This is a genomic window from Legionella sp. D16C41, assembly GCF_048541585.1.
GTDB lineage: Bacteria > Pseudomonadota > Gammaproteobacteria > Legionellales > Legionellaceae > Legionella_C.
This window is the reverse complement of record NZ_CP183303.1, coordinates 3,268,762-3,284,332: the sequence shown is the minus strand read 5'-3', so window position 1 is coordinate 3,284,332 and position 15,571 is coordinate 3,268,762. Positions and strand designations below refer to the sequence as shown.

Here is a 15,571-nt window from a genome sequence, read left to right as displayed (position 1 = left end):
GCACAAAGTTAGAAACATAATATCTATTTAATTTTAGAAATAACTGTGCTTATTAATACCTTTTGTTAATTAAATAAAGACATGGATTTTACACTCAACCTTTTTATTATTATTGCCGATCAACTTATGCTCTTCATTATCAATATGTTAGTTGCTAGGCATGCTGGTGAAGTTCTGTTTGGTGATTATTCAGTCGCAACCAGTGCATTAGCACTTGTTACTACGATAATTACGTTAGGTATTGACTCAATTATTGCTTATTATGTTCCTAAATATTACATTAACCATAAATATGCTGAGATTATCTCTTTAACTAAAGAGGTAGCTAATTTTTTAAAGCCGCTCTATTTGTGGGTTCTTGTGTTAGGCGCGCTTTGTGCTGTAACCCTTATTTCGTTAACATATGCCCTTAAAAATATAACTTTATTTGATATAACTCACCCTTTTTACTTATTTCTCTGGGGAACAGTGGCTATGTCTTTATATGTCATTTCTCTTCAGTATTTTCGTGCTATTAACTACATGCGTACGGCTATTTTATTAAGCTTATTACAAACTATTTTTTATTTTGTATTAAGTTTAATTGTTTATTTTTATCTTTATACAGCTGTTTTTCATGATAATACTCATTATTTCCCGCATATTATGCTAATAGGTTTTATTCTAAGTTATATCTTGATAGTAATAATTGCAGTGTTTATCTATAGACACACAGAAATGCATGCTTTTAATTCATTATTAGCCAATAATATTTTAGAGTGGAAGAATAAAATATATGGTTATACTATTCAGAATTTAAATCGTTATATCTTTACAGTAATTCCTTTAATAGTTATTGAATGGTTGGGTGAAAGTGAGCGCGAAGTAGGCTTATTTGCAGCGATAACCTCTATTATTTCACTCGCTTTTATTGCTATTGCCCCTATTGGTATTTTAATTGGGCCTGATATTTCTGCCTCTTTTGCGCAAAGCAAGGAGAAATTTAAAGAAGTTATCCAAAAATACTTACTAATTTGTGTTAGCATTGCTGTAGTTACAATGATTGTTATTGGCCTTGGTGCTAACGAAATTCTATTGCTTTATAAGTCTAAGTTTACAGATGCATTACCTTATACTTATGTTTGTCTTATTAACATATTAACTTTTTCCGTTAACATGCCTTTATTAAAAGTGATTCAATACTCACATCGAGGTAGCGAGCTCGGTGCAAAATTAACACTAAGCTTATTAGTTATTCAATTTATTTCTTGCATAGTTTTAATTCGTTGGCTAGGGCTCTTAGGTGCTGTAATTTGTTATGTTGGAATTAATATTATTTATATTTTAACTACGTCATTTCTAAGTTTAAGAATCTATAAGACAGATTATTTTGGTATAGAAAAAGTATAAGTATTAAATCAGTTGAAATTGTTAGGCTCTGCTAACTGAGCTCGCTCTATAATATAGAAAAATTCTCTTAAGTTGATACGATGAAGAGATAACTGTACGATTTAAATTCAAATTACGCTTATTTATTTCTTATCTTTGGTTTGAAATATTAGTCTTTACTTAATTAGTAGGTAAATTATTTTCTATTAGCATGGCAATTGTTCTTTTTGCCGACTACTTAATAAAAGTTCTTTGGCATGCTTGCGAGTTTGATCCGTGATTGTTAGACCGCCTAGCATACGTGCAATTTCATCAATCTTATCTTTTTCCTCAAGCTCAATGACGCGTGAAAAAGTCTGTTTATTATCGCTAAATTTCTCAACAACAAAGTGATGATGAGCTGCAGCGGCCACTTGTGGTTGATGGGTTACACAAAACACTTGTAAGCGCTCTCCTAATTTACGTAAAAGCTGACCTACTAAAGCAGCTGTTGCACCACCAATACCGACATCAACTTCATCAAAAATTAAAGTAGGTGTAGCACCACGCTCTGCAGTAATCATTTGAATAGCTAAACTGATACGAGAAAGTTCACCACCTGAGGCAATTTTATTTAAAGTATCGGGAGCCATACCGGGATTGGTACAAACTTTATATTCTACTTTATCTAAACCATGCGGATGCATTTTATCTAAAGAACTTATTTCAATGGTGACGTTTCCTTTAGGCATCCCAAGAAGTCTAATAATTTTACTAATTTCGTCTGCTAATTTTCCTGCGTAACTACGCCTTGAATGTTGCAATTTAAGGGCAGCTTTTTCGTAGGCTTGCAATTGACTTTGATATTGTTGTGTTAACATCTCAATTTTATCTTTTGCTGCTTGATAGGCATGCAATTCGTCTTGCAAATTATTAAGATGCTGTAAGATTTGATCAGGCCCTATATGATATTTGCGAGCAATATGATGGATGACACTTAAGCGATTTTCTATTTCTTGTAAGCGCTCAGGATCAAGTTGGATGCGTTCACCAAAATGCTGAATTTCATTAAGTGCTTCTTCACATTGTATTAACGCACTATTAATAAGTTCTGCTGCATTTTTAACGTGAGCCTGTTCTTGAGGTAGGTCTTGGAGCAAGTGTAGAGCAAGGTTAAGTTGTTGGTGAATACAGGGTTCATTTTCAGCGCTTAGTAGTTGCGAAATTTGTTGAGTATAATGGATATAATCTTGGGCTCGATGTAATAATTGATGCTCTGTATTTAGTTGTTTAATTTCATTTTCTTGCACGGACAAATTACTTAATTCATCAATTTGAAATTGTAATAGCTCAATTCTATCTTTTGTATTTTTTTGATTTTTTAGTGTGTCAATTTCATTTTTTATCTTTTGACATTGCTTATATAGGCGCTGTACCGCTTCAACTAGGTCACTATGATTTGCAAAGTGATCAAGCTGCTGGCGATGGGTCTGGTGAAGCATTAAGGTCTGATGCTGGTGCTGACCATGAATATGCACTAACATTTCACTAAGTTCTTTTATTTTTTGTAAAGGAAAAGGTTGCCCATTAATGTAGGAGCGTGAACGCCCTTCACTATAGATAACCCGCCTTAAAAAGATTTCACCTTCCTCGCAATCAAGATCATTTTCAGCTAGCCAATTCGCAGGCTCACTAACTTTATCAATTTGAAAAGTTGCATGAATATCGCACTTTTCTTCACCATTACGTACCACAGAAGCGTCTGCCCGCCCACCAAGAGCCAATAGCAGTGCGTCAATCATAATCGATTTTCCTGCCCCTGTTTCACCTGTAAAAGCACTCATCCCTTTAGCAAAATCAAGTTCAAGCAATTTAACAATAGCAAAATTTTCAATACGTAATGCAGTAAGCATGACTTATCCTTGATGCTTCGATTCCCAGCCAAGTTTAATTCTTAGCGTATCATAATAATGATAATCACATGGATGCAATAGTCGTAATTTTTGTTTATTTTGAGTAATACTAACTTGTTGCCCTGGTTTAACCATTTTAGATTCATGGCCATCACAACTAATTCTTAAATTAACTTCATTTTGTTTACTAATAACTAAGTCAATGATAGAGCCAGCATCAACTACTAGAGGTCTCGAACTTAAGCTGTGGCAAAACATAGGAACCAAGACAATCGCATTTAATTGCGGATGCATAATAGGACCACCGGCTGATAAAGCATAAGCGGTAGAACCTGTAGGAGTGGCAAGAATCATTCCATCAGAGCGATAATGACTTACAAACTGTTTATCAATATAAACATCAAATTCAATTAAATGGGTATCACTTCCGCGTCCTAATACTACATCATTTAAGGCGTTACCCTGAAAATAGATTTCCGTTTTACTATGGATTGTTGCATTTAATAAAAAGCGTTCTTCTTCTAAGTATTTACCACTTAAAACTGCTTCTAACTGCTGTTCAATTTCACTGGGCGAAATATCAGTTAAAAAACCTAAACGTCCTCGATTAATACCAATAACTGGAACATCAATGCCAACCGCCATACGGGCCGCTGAGAGTAAACTCCCATCCCCGCCAACTACAACAATTAAGTCTTTACTTTGTCCCATCTGTTCGCGAGATATTATCGGTAAGTCCGTAGTAAAACTGGTAGCTGTATCTTTATCTACAAGGATTTCAATATGCTCTGATTGTAAAAAATGCACGAGACGCTCTAGGGTTTCATTAACCCCATAGTTAGCCCGATGATGGCGAGCATAAAGAATAACACGTTCAAATTTAGGTTTCATAATAAGTTAGCTTCTAATTATCAGCATTAGCTCGTGAAGTACGCTTACGATCAGTTTCCTTTAATTCTTTTTTCCGCAAACGAATAGATTGAGGTGTAACCTCAACTAATTCATCATCATCTATAAACTCTAGTGCCTGTTCTAAAGACAATTTAATAGGTGGAGTGAGAAGAATATTTTCATCACTGCCAGAGGCACGAATATTTGTTAATTGTTTTTCCTTGGTTACATTAACAACTAAATCATTATCACGTGAATGAATACCAACTATCATCCCTTCATAACACATAGTTTGCGGCTCAATAAATAACCGGCCCCGCTCTTGTAGATTAAAAAGAGCAAATGCTCGTGCCATACCTTGGCAATTAGCAATCAATACGCCACTATTACGTTTGCCTAATCTGCCTTTAAATGCTGGCCCATAATGATCATAGACGTGATACATGAGTCCGGTACCCGAGGTACTTGACAAAAACTCAGTATGAAAGCCAATTAAGCCTCTTGTAGGAATCATATAATCAAGTCGAACTCTACCTTTACCATCAGGAAGCATATTTTGTAAGTCACCCCGTCTTTCACCTAACTTTTCCATAATACTACCCTGATGGCTTTCTTCAACGTCAATCGTTAAACGCTCATAAGGTTCTAAATATTCACCTTGCTCTTCCCGCATGATTACTTCTGGCTTTGAAATAGCCAATTCATAACCTTCTCGACGCATTGTTTCGATTAAGATAGATAAATGGAGCTCGCCACGGCCAGAAACGCGAAATTTATCGGGATCAGCTGTATCTTCAACACGTAGGGCAACATTATGCAGCAATTCTGTTTCTAAGCGCTCTCTTAATTTACGGCTTGTGACAAATTTTCCTTCTTGTCCTGCAAAGGGTGAATCATTAACTTGAAAAGTCATGCTAATGGTCGGTTCGTCAACTAATAGAGGTGGAAGCGCCTCTACATGATTAGGATCACATAGCGTATCAGAAATATTAAGCTGCTCAATACCTGTTACAGCGACAATATCGCCAGCGCTGGCTTCTTCTATCTCAATTCGTTCAAGCCCTTTAAAGCCTAGTAATTGTAATAAACGACCACTGCGTATTTGTCCATCTTTATCAATTATTTTAATAGGTGACTTAGCTTTAATATGACCGCGAGTAATACGACCAATGCCAATCGTACCGACATAAGAGGAGTAGTCTAGAGAGCTAATTTGCATCTGGAAGGGGCCTTGCTCATCAACATCAGGTGCTTTAACTTTTTCAATAATCGTTTGCAAGAGTGCCGTCATGTCGGTTGCTTCATCATTTAAATCAAGCTTAGCATAACCATTTAAAGCAGAGGTGTAGACAACTGGAAAATCTAATTGAGTATCAGTAGCACCTAAATTATCAAAAAGATCAAAGACTTGATCCATTACCCAATGGGGTCTGGCCCCTGGTCTATCAATTTTATTAATAACTACGATAGGGTTTAGCCCGCGAGCAAACGCTTTTTGTGTTACAAAACGAGTTTGCGGCATAGGCCCATCTACGGCATCAACTAATAATAAAACGCTGTCTACCATCGATAAAATCCGCTCTACTTCACCACCAAAGTCAGCATGTCCCGGTGTATCAACGATATTAATTTGATGATTGTGCCAGTGAACACAGGTATTTTTAGCCAAAATAGTAATACCACGCTCTTTTTCTAACGCGTTGGAATCCATTATCCGTTCAACACGAGGCGCTCTTTCATTAAGAGTGCCAGTTTGCTGTAATAATTTATCAACTAAGGTAGTTTTACCATGGTCAACGTGGGCAATGATAGCGATATTGCGAATCATTTCGATCATAGGGAGCCTTGTTTTTAAAAATGATGCGATTTTAACCTACTTGTAGCTTGAAGTCGCCTGTTAAGTTTTTTTATAGTAATTGGAATAGTAGAGGCATAAGTCGTTGCTTATTAATTGAGCATTATAACATGATACTAATAGTAAATTCTATTAAAATAGAACGGTGTTTATTTTTTAAAAATATTGGCAATGTTTTGAATGCATTGCCAATAAAGTACGATTAAGAATTTCCGGGAGCAAAGACATTATCAGACTGAACTTGTTCCTCTTGTTGATTGCCAGTAGTAGATTGATTAGTATTAAAATCAATATCTTTTAGTTCTTGATCTTGAGAGGAATCTTTATTTGTCATGGGCTGTAGTGAAGGTTTATCACTGTTGCTGAAGGTATCTTTCGCCCAATTACTCACCTTCGCGCCTGCTTGACTAAAAGCATTATTCATAGCGACACTGGCATCTTTAGCCATATCATCTATTTTCTTTACTGCTGAACTTGCTGCCTGTCCTACTTTATCAACTGCTTGTTGCCCTTTCTCTTGTAACTCATCATAATGAATAACTTTTTTAGCAAAGGGTATAGTAACATCGTTTTGAAATTGTTTTACTTGCCCTGCTAAATTATCAACAAATTCCCTATCAGCATAACCATACTCTTTTCCATAATCTTCCTTTTTGTCATCTTTTTTATTGGTTGGTTTTGGTGTAGGCGAAGGGGCTTGTTTTTGATTGGTCTCTACTGTTTGCACATCGCCATCATCATTTGGCCCAGCTGTATCAAAAGATTGGCTGTTGGCTGTACTAGGCGCTAGCGGTACAGGTGATGGTGATGGCGTAGACGTATTTTGAGTAGCACCTGGTGTTGATTTATCGGTTGGCGTTGGCATCTTATATTTCCTAAAACTAGTCACTAATCTTTAATAGATCATAGCATAATTCGCCTTATTAAGATTCTTAATAGCCAAACTTTACAATTTCTAAACATTTACTTTATACCTGTGGGATAATGAATAATATTGTGAAAAATAACAGGCTCTTTGTTATTTGGATTGCAATAACCATGAGTGACATCGGCATTAAAACGTAAACTATCGCCAGTTTTTAATTTTTGCCAATCTTCTTTGATAAGCACTTTAAGTTCCCCTTGAACAATGATAACGTGTTCAATGACCCCTTTGGCATGCGCTGAAGATAATTGTTGGCCGCCGGGTAATAATTCAATTTGAAATATTTCAAAATTTAGTTGCTCATCAAAGGGAACAAGTGGCGTTAAATAAATTTTTTCTTCGTGATGATTAATTAGCCTAGGTTTATTATGTTTAGACGTAGCATTCTTGGTATCCCAGTTTTCTTTTAAAAAAGAAGAAAAGGAGACACGAAAACCGCTAGCTATTTTCCATAAGGTAGCGACGGTGGGAGAAGATTCAAATCGCTCTATTTGACCTAACATCGCTTTACTGACGGCAGTTTCTTCAGCGGCTTTGTCTAAACTCCAACCGTTTTGTTGTCTTAAAATACGCAGGCGTGAGCCAATAAACCTTGTCAAATGATCCATTTTTTCTCCTCTAAACGCGAATTCTAGCTAAAAATCGCCTAAAACTTTTGCAAAACTAAAGCTCTCTAAGTCAAAACAGTACAAAAATGCGCAGATTAGGCCTGCTAGTTCTGCACTTTTCGTATCGATGACTTTGATTTTGCGTAATTTTAACTGATCCATAGTTAAAATTCGCATTATGAAAACATTGTGCGTTATAGCGCACAATGGTATGCTTGTCGTGCGTTATAGCGCATAGAGCATACAGGAATTCCACCATGGCAAGCAATTTTTCGTTAAGTCAAATGATGACTGGATTTATGGCAGTAATGATAGGCTTTAGCAGCACAGTTGTTATTGTTTTGCAAGCTGCTACTGCGGCCGGAGCATCTAGCGCCGAACTAAATTCATGGATTTTTGGCTTGTGCATGGGTGTCTCTCTAGTTGGTATAGGCTTATCCCTTTATTACCGTATGCCTATCTTAACTGCCTGGTCAACGCCAGGTGCTGCTTTCTTGATTGCAAGTTTACCAGGCATTCCACTTAATCAAACTATTGGGGCTTTTATTTTTTCAGCGTTACTCACGGTCATCGCTGGTTTAAGTGGCTCTATTGCTAAGATAATGAGTTATATTCCTACCTCAATAGCAAGTGCGATGCTAGCTGGTATATTACTAAATTTTGGTCTTAACTTATTTATGGCAGTACAGGGGCAAGCATTCTTAGTTTTAGGAATGATTTTTATTTATTTATTAAGTAAGCAATTTTTCCCACGAATAGCTATTTTAATTGTTATGACAGCAGGAATGCTTATTGCTGCTAGTGAAGGTTTAATTAATACCTCTGCATTGCATTTACAAATTGCTTCTCCTATTTTAATTAAACCCGAATTTTCTTGGGCTGTATTAGCAAGTATTGGTTTTCCTCTTGCTATCGTTACCATGACTTCGCAAAACCTACCCGGCTTTTCCGTTTTAAGAGCAGCAGGGTATCAGCCACCTATCTCTTCTATTATAAGTTGGTTGGGTATTGCTAACTTATTAGTTGCACCTTTTGGCGGTTTTTCAGTTAATTTAGCTGCCTTAACAGCGACAATGTGTACCAATGAAGAGGCTCATCCAGACCCTTCTTTGCGTTATTATTCCACACTCTGGGCTGGCTTTTTTTATTTGTTAATTGCTCTTTGCGGCGCAACCTTATTAACCTTACTGACTGCTTTTCCTAAAGAATTAATGGCAGCCCTTGCAGGACTAGCCCTTTTAGGTACTCTAGGTAGCAATCTTAAGGCAGCCGTTGAAGAGGATAGACATCGTGAAGCCGCTTTAATTACTTTTTTGGTTGCGGCTTCGGGCATGAATTTATTAGGCATTAATTCCGCTTTCTGGAGTTTATTAGCTGGTTTACTCGCCTCTATGGTACCTAACTTATTTGCAAAATTATTAAACAAGGCGCACCATTATTAATAATGCTTTTATAATAATTGAGGTTATAAGTGTGGTTTTTGAAGAACAATACTTTTAATTTAAAAGGAAGTTACTCACCTACTAATTATAATTTAAGTATTTACTTAGAAGAGTTGGGGTGGAAAAGTAGCGCTTGGCGGCGGTTAGCTAAATTTAGTGTTGATAATTTAGAATTCAATGAACAAGCTGCCCAATGTTTAGAGTATAAACATTTATTAGCTAATCTAGTAAAACAATATTGCCAGTCTGTCATGCCCTTAACATATTGCATTAATGATAGTAATTGGTCATTGATATTAAATGAGCTCGCCCAGCAATTTTATGTAAGGGGCCAAATTTTAGTTGATGAGATTAAGGATTTAATTTGGATTCTTAAACCAGCTTTATTAAATAATGGTCAATCGATTAAATTATTTAAAAGATTGAGTGACTTAGAATGGCACTTTTTAAATACTAATCGTTTAGGTGGGGACCATGTGCTGCAATACTACATTCCTAACCCACATTTGCTTCGGGACAGACGAAAATACAGTATTCGGCAATTTATTGTGCTTACTAACTATGCAGGTGCTTATCTTTATCATCATGGTTATTTTAATGTCGCGCTCACGCCATTTAATTTGAATAATCTTACTAATCTTAATGCTCATTTAACCAATGAACATTTAAATGACGATAATGTAAATGTTATTCAAATACCAACGGACCAATTTACCTTTTTTCCGCCGCTATTTATTGAAATAAAACATATTTTGCAAAAAGTAATAAGTGCTTTAAATAAAACTTATCCGCAAGCATTTAAAATAAATAAGGCTAAGCCTGCCTTTGCTTTGTTTGGGGTTGATTTTATGGTTGATGATCAACAAAAAGTCTGGTTACTTGAAGCCAATCATGGTCCTTGCTTTCCTGCTAACGATACGCATCCCCTACAGCAGCATCTTTATAAACCCTTTTGGCGAGCCCTGATTAAAAACTTTGTAGTTCCTATTGGTAATCAAGAATTAAAGCAGCCAGTAGATAAAGATCTATTTACAGAGCTTAAACTTAGCTAAGCTAGTTTGGATATTTTTGATTTAACCTATTGCTAATTGATAAAGTTTTTGTCCAAATTAAGTCATATTGGTATGTTATTTGCTAAACTGTAAATAAGAAGTATAAAAGGAGCTAGTCATGAAGAAATTGATTTTGCATCCTACTGAAACGAGCCAATGGTATGCCTTAGTTAATGAAGCTCAAGCCTCTACCCGATTAATTCTTAACGAAAATACGGAAAGCTATTTAGTTTTTCTGCTTATGCGTTTCTCGCAGGGGCCTAATTTAATTGAATCAGTACTTGCTTTAGATTTTTTAGAATCTATGCAAACCACGGGACGTAGGCAAGCTGAATTATTGCGTGATGTAGGTGATAAAAGTTTATTATTTTGCGGTTTATTTCCAGGCATAGCTGAACGACGTAAGCTTAACTTAAGTTACTTTGCTAATATGGGGAAAACAGCTTATCTTTGTGTCAGTGAGTTAAAAACCACGGAAACTGCCCAGCTGTTTTCGCAGCTAAGTGCCGAGTTTGCGCATCTACAACAGATATTACAAGCCATGCGTGGCGAATATTTACAATTTAATAACGTAAATCCGGTAATCGTTTCAGCTATTAAATCTACCTTACAATAGAGACTATCCTAATTTCTATTAAGGTTTTAAATATAAATAGGAGTAAGCCACTAAAATATAATTTTTTTAGCAAAACATGCCAAATATAGCTTTTCGATAGCTAAGTGTAATTTATTACTAATGGCCTTTATGAAATAGCATGGTAATATCAATAGCATCAAAACTATAATGTTGATTACAAAAATCACAAGTAACTTCAACCTTACCTTTTTCTTCTAATAGTTCTTTAATATCTTTTTCACCCAAGATAGTTAATACTTGTTTCATTTTTTCTGGACTACAACGACACTGAAACATAACCTTGTTATTGTCAAAGATTCTCAAATCAGTTTCATGATATAAGCGATATAAAAGGGTTTCATTATCTAAGTTTAAAAGCTCACCTTCACTGATAGTTTGCCCGATATGAACCGCGTATTCCCAAAATTGTTCACGTTGCTGTGTATTTTGGCCAGGCATTAATTGTAATAATAAGCCTGCTACTTTTGTATCGTCACTGGCTAACCATACCCGACTTGGTATTTGTTCTGACTGAGCATAGTAATACATTAAATTCTCAGCCATCGAGGTACTTTGAATAGGTAAAATACTTTGATAAGATTGCGTCTGATTATTTGGGCTTATAGTTAATACCATTTTCCCTGCTAAAAATGCTTTAGCATACTCTTCAGTAGTTAACTCAGGTTCATATTTTGCAAAAGCTCTTAAATGTAGGCGGTGATCACATTGAACTAATAAAAGTGGTAAGCGTTTATCCCCTTGAAATTGTAAGCTAAGTTCGCCTTCAAACTTTATGCTACCCATCATTAACAAACACGATACCAATGCTTCACCTAGAACATTTTTAATCATTGGTGGATAAGCTCGTTGATTAATGATAGTGGTGTAGGTGTCATCTAGATGGGCAATTTCTCCACGAATACTAGCATGTTCAAACATAAAGCGCTGTAAGCTATCCATTCTAATTCCCCATTTAAATAACAACATTAAATTATTTATTCTAGCATATGCTTATTTAATGCTGAATGTGTATAATTTATTAAATTCTTCTCTATAGTAATTATTAACACTGATGGCTGGTTTAGCAAAATGATAAAAGTACTTATAGTGCTTTGTAATAGACTTCTTTAATAGGGTATAAGTAACTAAAAATAAATTTGTTTAGGACGTATTAATGCTTAACCCGCAGCAAATGGCAGCAGTAAAATATATCGATGGTCCTCTATTAGTAATCGCTGGTGCAGGTAGTGGCAAAACTCGAGTGATTACCCAAAAAATTGCTTATCTGATTGAGCAATGTGGTTATAGTGCCGCTTCAATTTATGCTATTACATTTACAAATAAAGCCGCAGAAGAGATGCGCAGTAGAATAGCAACCACAGTTAACGCTAATAGGCGACGCGGTTTAAATGTAGCAACTTTCCATACTTTAGGTTTAAAGGTTATTAAAAAGCATTTAACCCAATGTAACTTACGTCCTGGCTTTTCTATTTTTGATAGTGAAGACAGTCAGCAATTATTAAAAAACTATCTACCTGTAAGCCGCGCCAATGATAGAGATTATCTTACGCAGATTCAACAGCAAATTTCTAGATGGAAAAATGATTTACTCTCACCTAACGATTGCTATAAACAACCTAAGACAAATCCGATTTTTGCAGATGCATTAGCTGTTTATAGCCAGTATCAAGATGCATTAACAGCGTATAATGCAGTTGATTTTGATGATTTAATTAAAATCCCAGTCTATTTACTAAACCAGGATGAGAAAATCCGTGACTATTGGCAAAATAAAATTCGTCACTTACTTATTGACGAATATCAAGATTCAAATACCAGTCAATATTTATTCATTAAATTATTAACGGGTATACGTGCGCGTTTTACCGTGGTTGGCGATGATGACCAATCCATTTATGCCTGGCGAGGGGCAAGGCCTGAAAATTTGTCGCAATTAAATAAAGATTACCCTCAATTAAAAGTTATCAAGTTAGAACAAAATTATCGTTCAACCAGCCGTATCTTACATGTAGCTAATACATTAATTGCACAAAATCCACACTTATTTGAAAAAAAATTATGGAGTCAGATAGGTCAAGGTGAGTTACTAAGAGTTTTATGCTGTAAAGATGAGCAAGATGAGGCTGAGCAAGTTGTGATGGATATGATCAGTCACAAATTACGGCTAGGTAAACATTATGGTGATTATGCTATTTTATATCGCGGTAATCATCAGTCACGTGTTTTTGAAAAAGTATTACGCCATCATAGCATTGCTTATCATATTAGTGGGGGGCAATCTTGGTTTGCAAAAGCCGAAGTTAAAGATATTTTTGCTTATTTAAAACTTTTATGCAATGAAGCAGATGATGCTGGATTTTTAAGAGCCGTTAATACACCTAAACGTGGTATTGGTGATGTTAGCTTAACTGCTTTAGGAGAATATGCACAATTTAGAAAACAAAGCCTATTTCAATGTGCTGACAATCTGGCTCTAGTTGATCGTATAGCTGAAAAACCACGTTTAGCACTTCAGGCTTTTAAAAGGTGGCTGCTAAGTATTAAAGAGCGACTACTGACTCATCCGCCTGTAGATGTATTACGTGAAATGGTTGATGAAAGTGGTTATGAGGCATACATTTATGAGCAATGTAATTCGCCTGCTAAAGCACAAAAATGTATGGAAAATGTTTGGGAGTTACTGGATTGGATAGGCCGCTTATTAACTAAAAGCCCGGAGCAGACTTTAAGTGATGTCATTAACAAATTAATTTTAATTGATATTTTGGAGCAATCTAGCGAGGCAGATCGAGAAAGTGTACAGCTTATGACTTTACATGCTGCAAAAGGATTAGAATTTCCATTTGTTTATTTGGTGGGTATGGAAGAAGAATTATTGCCTCACCGCTCAAGTATTGAGGACAATCAAATTGAAGAAGAGAGACGATTAGCTTATGTAGGTATTACCCGTGCTCAAAAGGGACTTTGCTTAACACTCGCTAGACAAAGGCGACGCGGAGGTGAATTACAAGAGTGTCAACCAAGTCGTTTTTTAGATGAGTTACCTTCCGACAGTCTAGAATGGTTTGGTAAAGGAGAGCGTAATGAAGAGCGTTCTAAAGCATTAGCTAAATCACATTTAAGTAGCTTAAAAAGCTTACTAACCTAAAATACAGTATTTTTTAAACTATAGTCGTTACAGCAACTAAAATATTAGCTGGTAAACCGCATTTTTTTAAATAGCAATCTTGATAAAAATACAGCAGTTAAGCCAATTAAACCTCCTTCAATAACATGTGAGAGCCTCTCAAAAGCAATTGTTTTTGAATGGGTAATTAATATTACCGCACTAGCTACAAAGAAGCAGCGCAAAGTGTAGGCAACTACATAACGACGAAAAGCGACTAAGGTTAAAAAAAGGCATGTAGTAACGATTATTAAATCAAAAGGGGTAGAAGGAATAATGTATTGAGCAAAGGCAATACCTAACGGAACGCCAAGTGATACACCGATTAAGCGTTGTTTAAACTTTTTAGGAGAAGTTTCACTATCACCTGTAACAACGCTTGCTACCCCCCAAATCATCCATTGTCCATTTTGCATGGGTAAATATTCAACTATAAAAGAGGCAATAATAATACCTAAACCCATAGCTAGCATAGCTTCTAAATTATTTTGTTTTTTTCCAAAATCAGATAAGTAAGATAGTTGTAAGGCTTTAAAAGGGTGCTCATTTTTTAATATTTTAATTTGGTCATAGAGACTCAGACACAAAGTAGGTAGTAGTGAGAGAAGTAAAAAGGGAAAAATTTGCTGACTTTCTGTCCAAAAACTATATCTCATTTTAGAGGCTAACTCTATTGACAGTATAATCGCGGGAATAAAAGTCCAATTTCCTAAGGTTCTTAATTTATCACCCCGCATGGTAATTAGAATAATAGCTACTGCAGATAGCGTACAAATTATTATAAATAACAAAGGTTGAAATTGTGTTAAAAACAATAAATTAAAAAGAATAATTATACTTAATCCATGCAGTAAAACACCCAGGATGGTAAGTTTTAATTTTTCTTTCACAATTAAGCTAGACATACTTACAACAGAAACTTGCAGCCAAGCATAATTTTTAGTGACTGAAAAAAGGTAAGCGAGAGGCATAAGGACTAAAATACCACGCAATAGTAAGTAGCCTCTAATTTCTTTTTTTAACCATTTAAAAAATTTTAGTAGAAAGGAGCCCATTAAAAAAACTTCAAATCATCTACTGTTATAATGGATGCAATTCTACTCATTAAATCAATTGAGGTTTGATGTTCATGACTGGTTACAGCTGCGCAAATATCTTCAATAATATAAACTTGATAATCTCTATCGTGGGCATCTCGTACAGTACTTTGTACCGCCCAGGCTGTACTGACTCCACCAATTAATAAACGTTCGATTTTATTAGCTCGCAATATAATGTCTAAGTTAGTGCCGTAAAATGCACTGACTCTAGACTTTATAATGGATAAACATCCTTTAGTATTTAAATTAGGATGGAAATTAGTTCCTTCTGAATTAAGTTTTAAAGCACCTAGTTCCTTAACCTTACCAAACATAGGCGAATTTTTAGGTTGCTCTGTATAATTTTCACTAAAGCCCACTTTAACTAAGAGCTTTAGCCATTGCTTTTCTTGTGCTATCTCTAATACTTTATTGGTTTTTGTAATGATATCTCGTTCGTCGGCTTGCGCTGCACAACGTGCAATCTTGCCTTTAGGATGCATAATATCAATGATGTAGTCTAATCCTAGAAATGCTGTAGGCATATTTATCGATATCCTTAAAGTAATTTTATAAATTAATTTACTTTATCCTATTTTGCAATTCTAGCTTCTTTACCTTAATAAATACTCCTAACGAGCTAACTAGACTCTGAC

Annotated in this window: 13 protein-coding genes; 5 read left to right on the top strand and 8 right to left on the bottom strand. The window is 35.5% G+C overall.

The window, feature by feature from the left end; translation table 11 throughout:
- Positions 1 to 81 precede the first annotated feature (81 nt).
- The gene (locus ACNVED_RS14255; RefSeq protein ID WP_419419645.1) at positions 82 to 1,389 is read left to right on the top strand and encodes an oligosaccharide flippase family protein; all 1,308 of its coding nucleotides are present in this window, start codon (positions 82 to 84) and stop codon (positions 1,387 to 1,389) included.
- Positions 1,390 to 1,574: 185 nt separating this feature from the next.
- Here the strand turns inward: ACNVED_RS14255 and recN are convergent, their stop codons facing one another.
- The 5 genes from recN to ACNVED_RS14230 form a co-directional block, all read right to left on the bottom strand.
- Positions 1,575 to 3,260 (bottom strand): DNA repair protein RecN, encoded by a 1,686-nt coding sequence (gene recN / locus ACNVED_RS14250; RefSeq protein WP_419419644.1) that lies wholly within the window; start codon positions 3,258 to 3,260, stop codon positions 1,575 to 1,577.
- 3 nt (positions 3,261 to 3,263) lie between these two features.
- Entirely contained in the window at positions 3,264 to 4,151 is an 888-nt protein-coding gene (locus ACNVED_RS14245; RefSeq protein ID WP_419419643.1) for an NAD(+) kinase, read from the bottom strand.
- A gap of 13 nt (positions 4,152 to 4,164) precedes the next feature.
- Entirely contained in the window at positions 4,165 to 5,988 is a 1,824-nt protein-coding gene (gene typA, locus ACNVED_RS14240; protein ID WP_419419642.1) for a translational GTPase TypA, read from the bottom strand.
- A 220-nt stretch (positions 5,989 to 6,208) separates the two neighbouring features.
- A complete protein-coding gene (locus ACNVED_RS14235) occupies positions 6,209 to 6,871 on the bottom strand; it encodes a hypothetical protein (protein ID WP_419419641.1) in 663 nt (220 codons plus the stop codon).
- A gap of 98 nt (positions 6,872 to 6,969) precedes the next feature.
- Positions 6,970 to 7,539 carry a helix-turn-helix domain-containing protein gene (locus ACNVED_RS14230; RefSeq protein ID WP_419419640.1) on the bottom strand — a complete coding sequence of 190 codons (570 nt, stop codon included), beginning with the start codon at positions 7,537 to 7,539 and terminating at the stop codon, positions 6,970 to 6,972.
- 257 nt (positions 7,540 to 7,796) lie between these two features.
- Between ACNVED_RS14230 and ACNVED_RS14225 the strand changes: the two genes are divergently transcribed.
- From ACNVED_RS14225 to ACNVED_RS14215, 3 genes are all read left to right on the top strand, one after another.
- Entirely contained in the window at positions 7,797 to 8,981 is a 1,185-nt protein-coding gene (locus tag ACNVED_RS14225; RefSeq protein ID WP_419419639.1) for a benzoate/H(+) symporter BenE family transporter, read from the top strand.
- Positions 8,982 to 9,019: 38 nt separating this feature from the next.
- A complete protein-coding gene (locus tag ACNVED_RS14220) occupies positions 9,020 to 10,033 on the top strand; it encodes a tubulin-tyrosine ligase (protein ID WP_419419638.1) in 1,014 nt (337 codons plus the stop codon).
- Positions 10,034 to 10,151: 118 nt separating this feature from the next.
- Positions 10,152 to 10,649, top strand: a complete 498-nt coding sequence (locus tag ACNVED_RS14215) for a hypothetical protein (protein WP_419419637.1) — start codon at positions 10,152 to 10,154, stop codon at positions 10,647 to 10,649.
- Between the two features lie 117 nt (positions 10,650 to 10,766).
- Here the strand turns inward: ACNVED_RS14215 and hslO are convergent, their stop codons facing one another.
- Positions 10,767 to 11,609: an Hsp33 family molecular chaperone HslO gene (hslO, locus tag ACNVED_RS14210; RefSeq protein WP_419419636.1), complete on the bottom strand. Its 843-nt coding sequence runs from the start codon at positions 11,607 to 11,609 to the stop codon at positions 10,767 to 10,769.
- 214 nt (positions 11,610 to 11,823) lie between these two features.
- On the opposite strand from hslO, the gene ACNVED_RS14205 reads away from it, so the two are divergent.
- Positions 11,824 to 13,818 (top strand): UvrD-helicase domain-containing protein, encoded by a 1,995-nt coding sequence (locus ACNVED_RS14205; protein ID WP_419419635.1) that lies wholly within the window; start codon positions 11,824 to 11,826, stop codon positions 13,816 to 13,818.
- Positions 13,819 to 13,862: 44 nt separating this feature from the next.
- On the opposite strand, the gene ACNVED_RS14200 is transcribed toward ACNVED_RS14205, so the two are convergent.
- Both ACNVED_RS14200 and ACNVED_RS14195 read right to left on the bottom strand, forming a co-directional pair.
- On the bottom strand, positions 13,863 to 14,891 hold the full coding sequence (locus ACNVED_RS14200) for an FUSC family protein (protein ID WP_419419634.1): 1,029 nt from the start codon (positions 14,889 to 14,891) through the stop codon (positions 13,863 to 13,865).
- A complete protein-coding gene (locus ACNVED_RS14195; RefSeq protein ID WP_419419633.1) occupies positions 14,891 to 15,460 on the bottom strand; it encodes an isochorismatase family cysteine hydrolase in 570 nt (189 codons plus the stop codon). Before ACNVED_RS14195 ends, ACNVED_RS14200 begins: the two co-directional genes overlap by 1 nt.
- Positions 15,461 to 15,571 lie beyond the last annotated feature (111 nt).

Excerpts from the sequence above, each read along its gene's own strand:
- ACNVED_RS14195 (WP_419419633.1), bottom strand. The coding sequence starts at position 15,460 with ATGCCTACAGCATTTCTAGGATTAGACTACATCATTGATATTATGCAT.
- ACNVED_RS14205 (WP_419419635.1), top strand. The coding sequence starts at position 11,824 with ATGCTTAACCCGCAGCAAATGGCAGCAGTAAAATATATCGATGGTCCT.
- typA (WP_419419642.1), bottom strand. The coding sequence starts at position 5,988 with ATGATCGAAATGATTCGCAATATCGCTATCATTGCCCACGTTGACCAT.
- ACNVED_RS14215 (WP_419419637.1), top strand. The coding sequence starts at position 10,152 with ATGAAGAAATTGATTTTGCATCCTACTGAAACGAGCCAATGGTATGCC.
- recN (WP_419419644.1), bottom strand. The coding sequence starts at position 3,260 with ATGCTTACTGCATTACGTATTGAAAATTTTGCTATTGTTAAATTGCTT.
- ACNVED_RS14245 (WP_419419643.1), bottom strand. The coding sequence starts at position 4,151 with ATGAAACCTAAATTTGAACGTGTTATTCTTTATGCTCGCCATCATCGG.
- ACNVED_RS14225 (WP_419419639.1), top strand. The coding sequence starts at position 7,797 with ATGGCAAGCAATTTTTCGTTAAGTCAAATGATGACTGGATTTATGGCA.
- ACNVED_RS14255 (WP_419419645.1), top strand. The coding sequence starts at position 82 with ATGGATTTTACACTCAACCTTTTTATTATTATTGCCGATCAACTTATG.
- ACNVED_RS14200 (WP_419419634.1), bottom strand. The coding sequence starts at position 14,891 with ATGGGCTCCTTTCTACTAAAATTTTTTAAATGGTTAAAAAAAGAAATT.
- ACNVED_RS14230 (WP_419419640.1), bottom strand. The coding sequence starts at position 7,539 with ATGGATCATTTGACAAGGTTTATTGGCTCACGCCTGCGTATTTTAAGA.
- ACNVED_RS14235 (WP_419419641.1), bottom strand. The coding sequence starts at position 6,871 with ATGCCAACGCCAACCGATAAATCAACACCAGGTGCTACTCAAAATACG.
- hslO (WP_419419636.1), bottom strand. The coding sequence starts at position 11,609 with ATGGATAGCTTACAGCGCTTTATGTTTGAACATGCTAGTATTCGTGGA.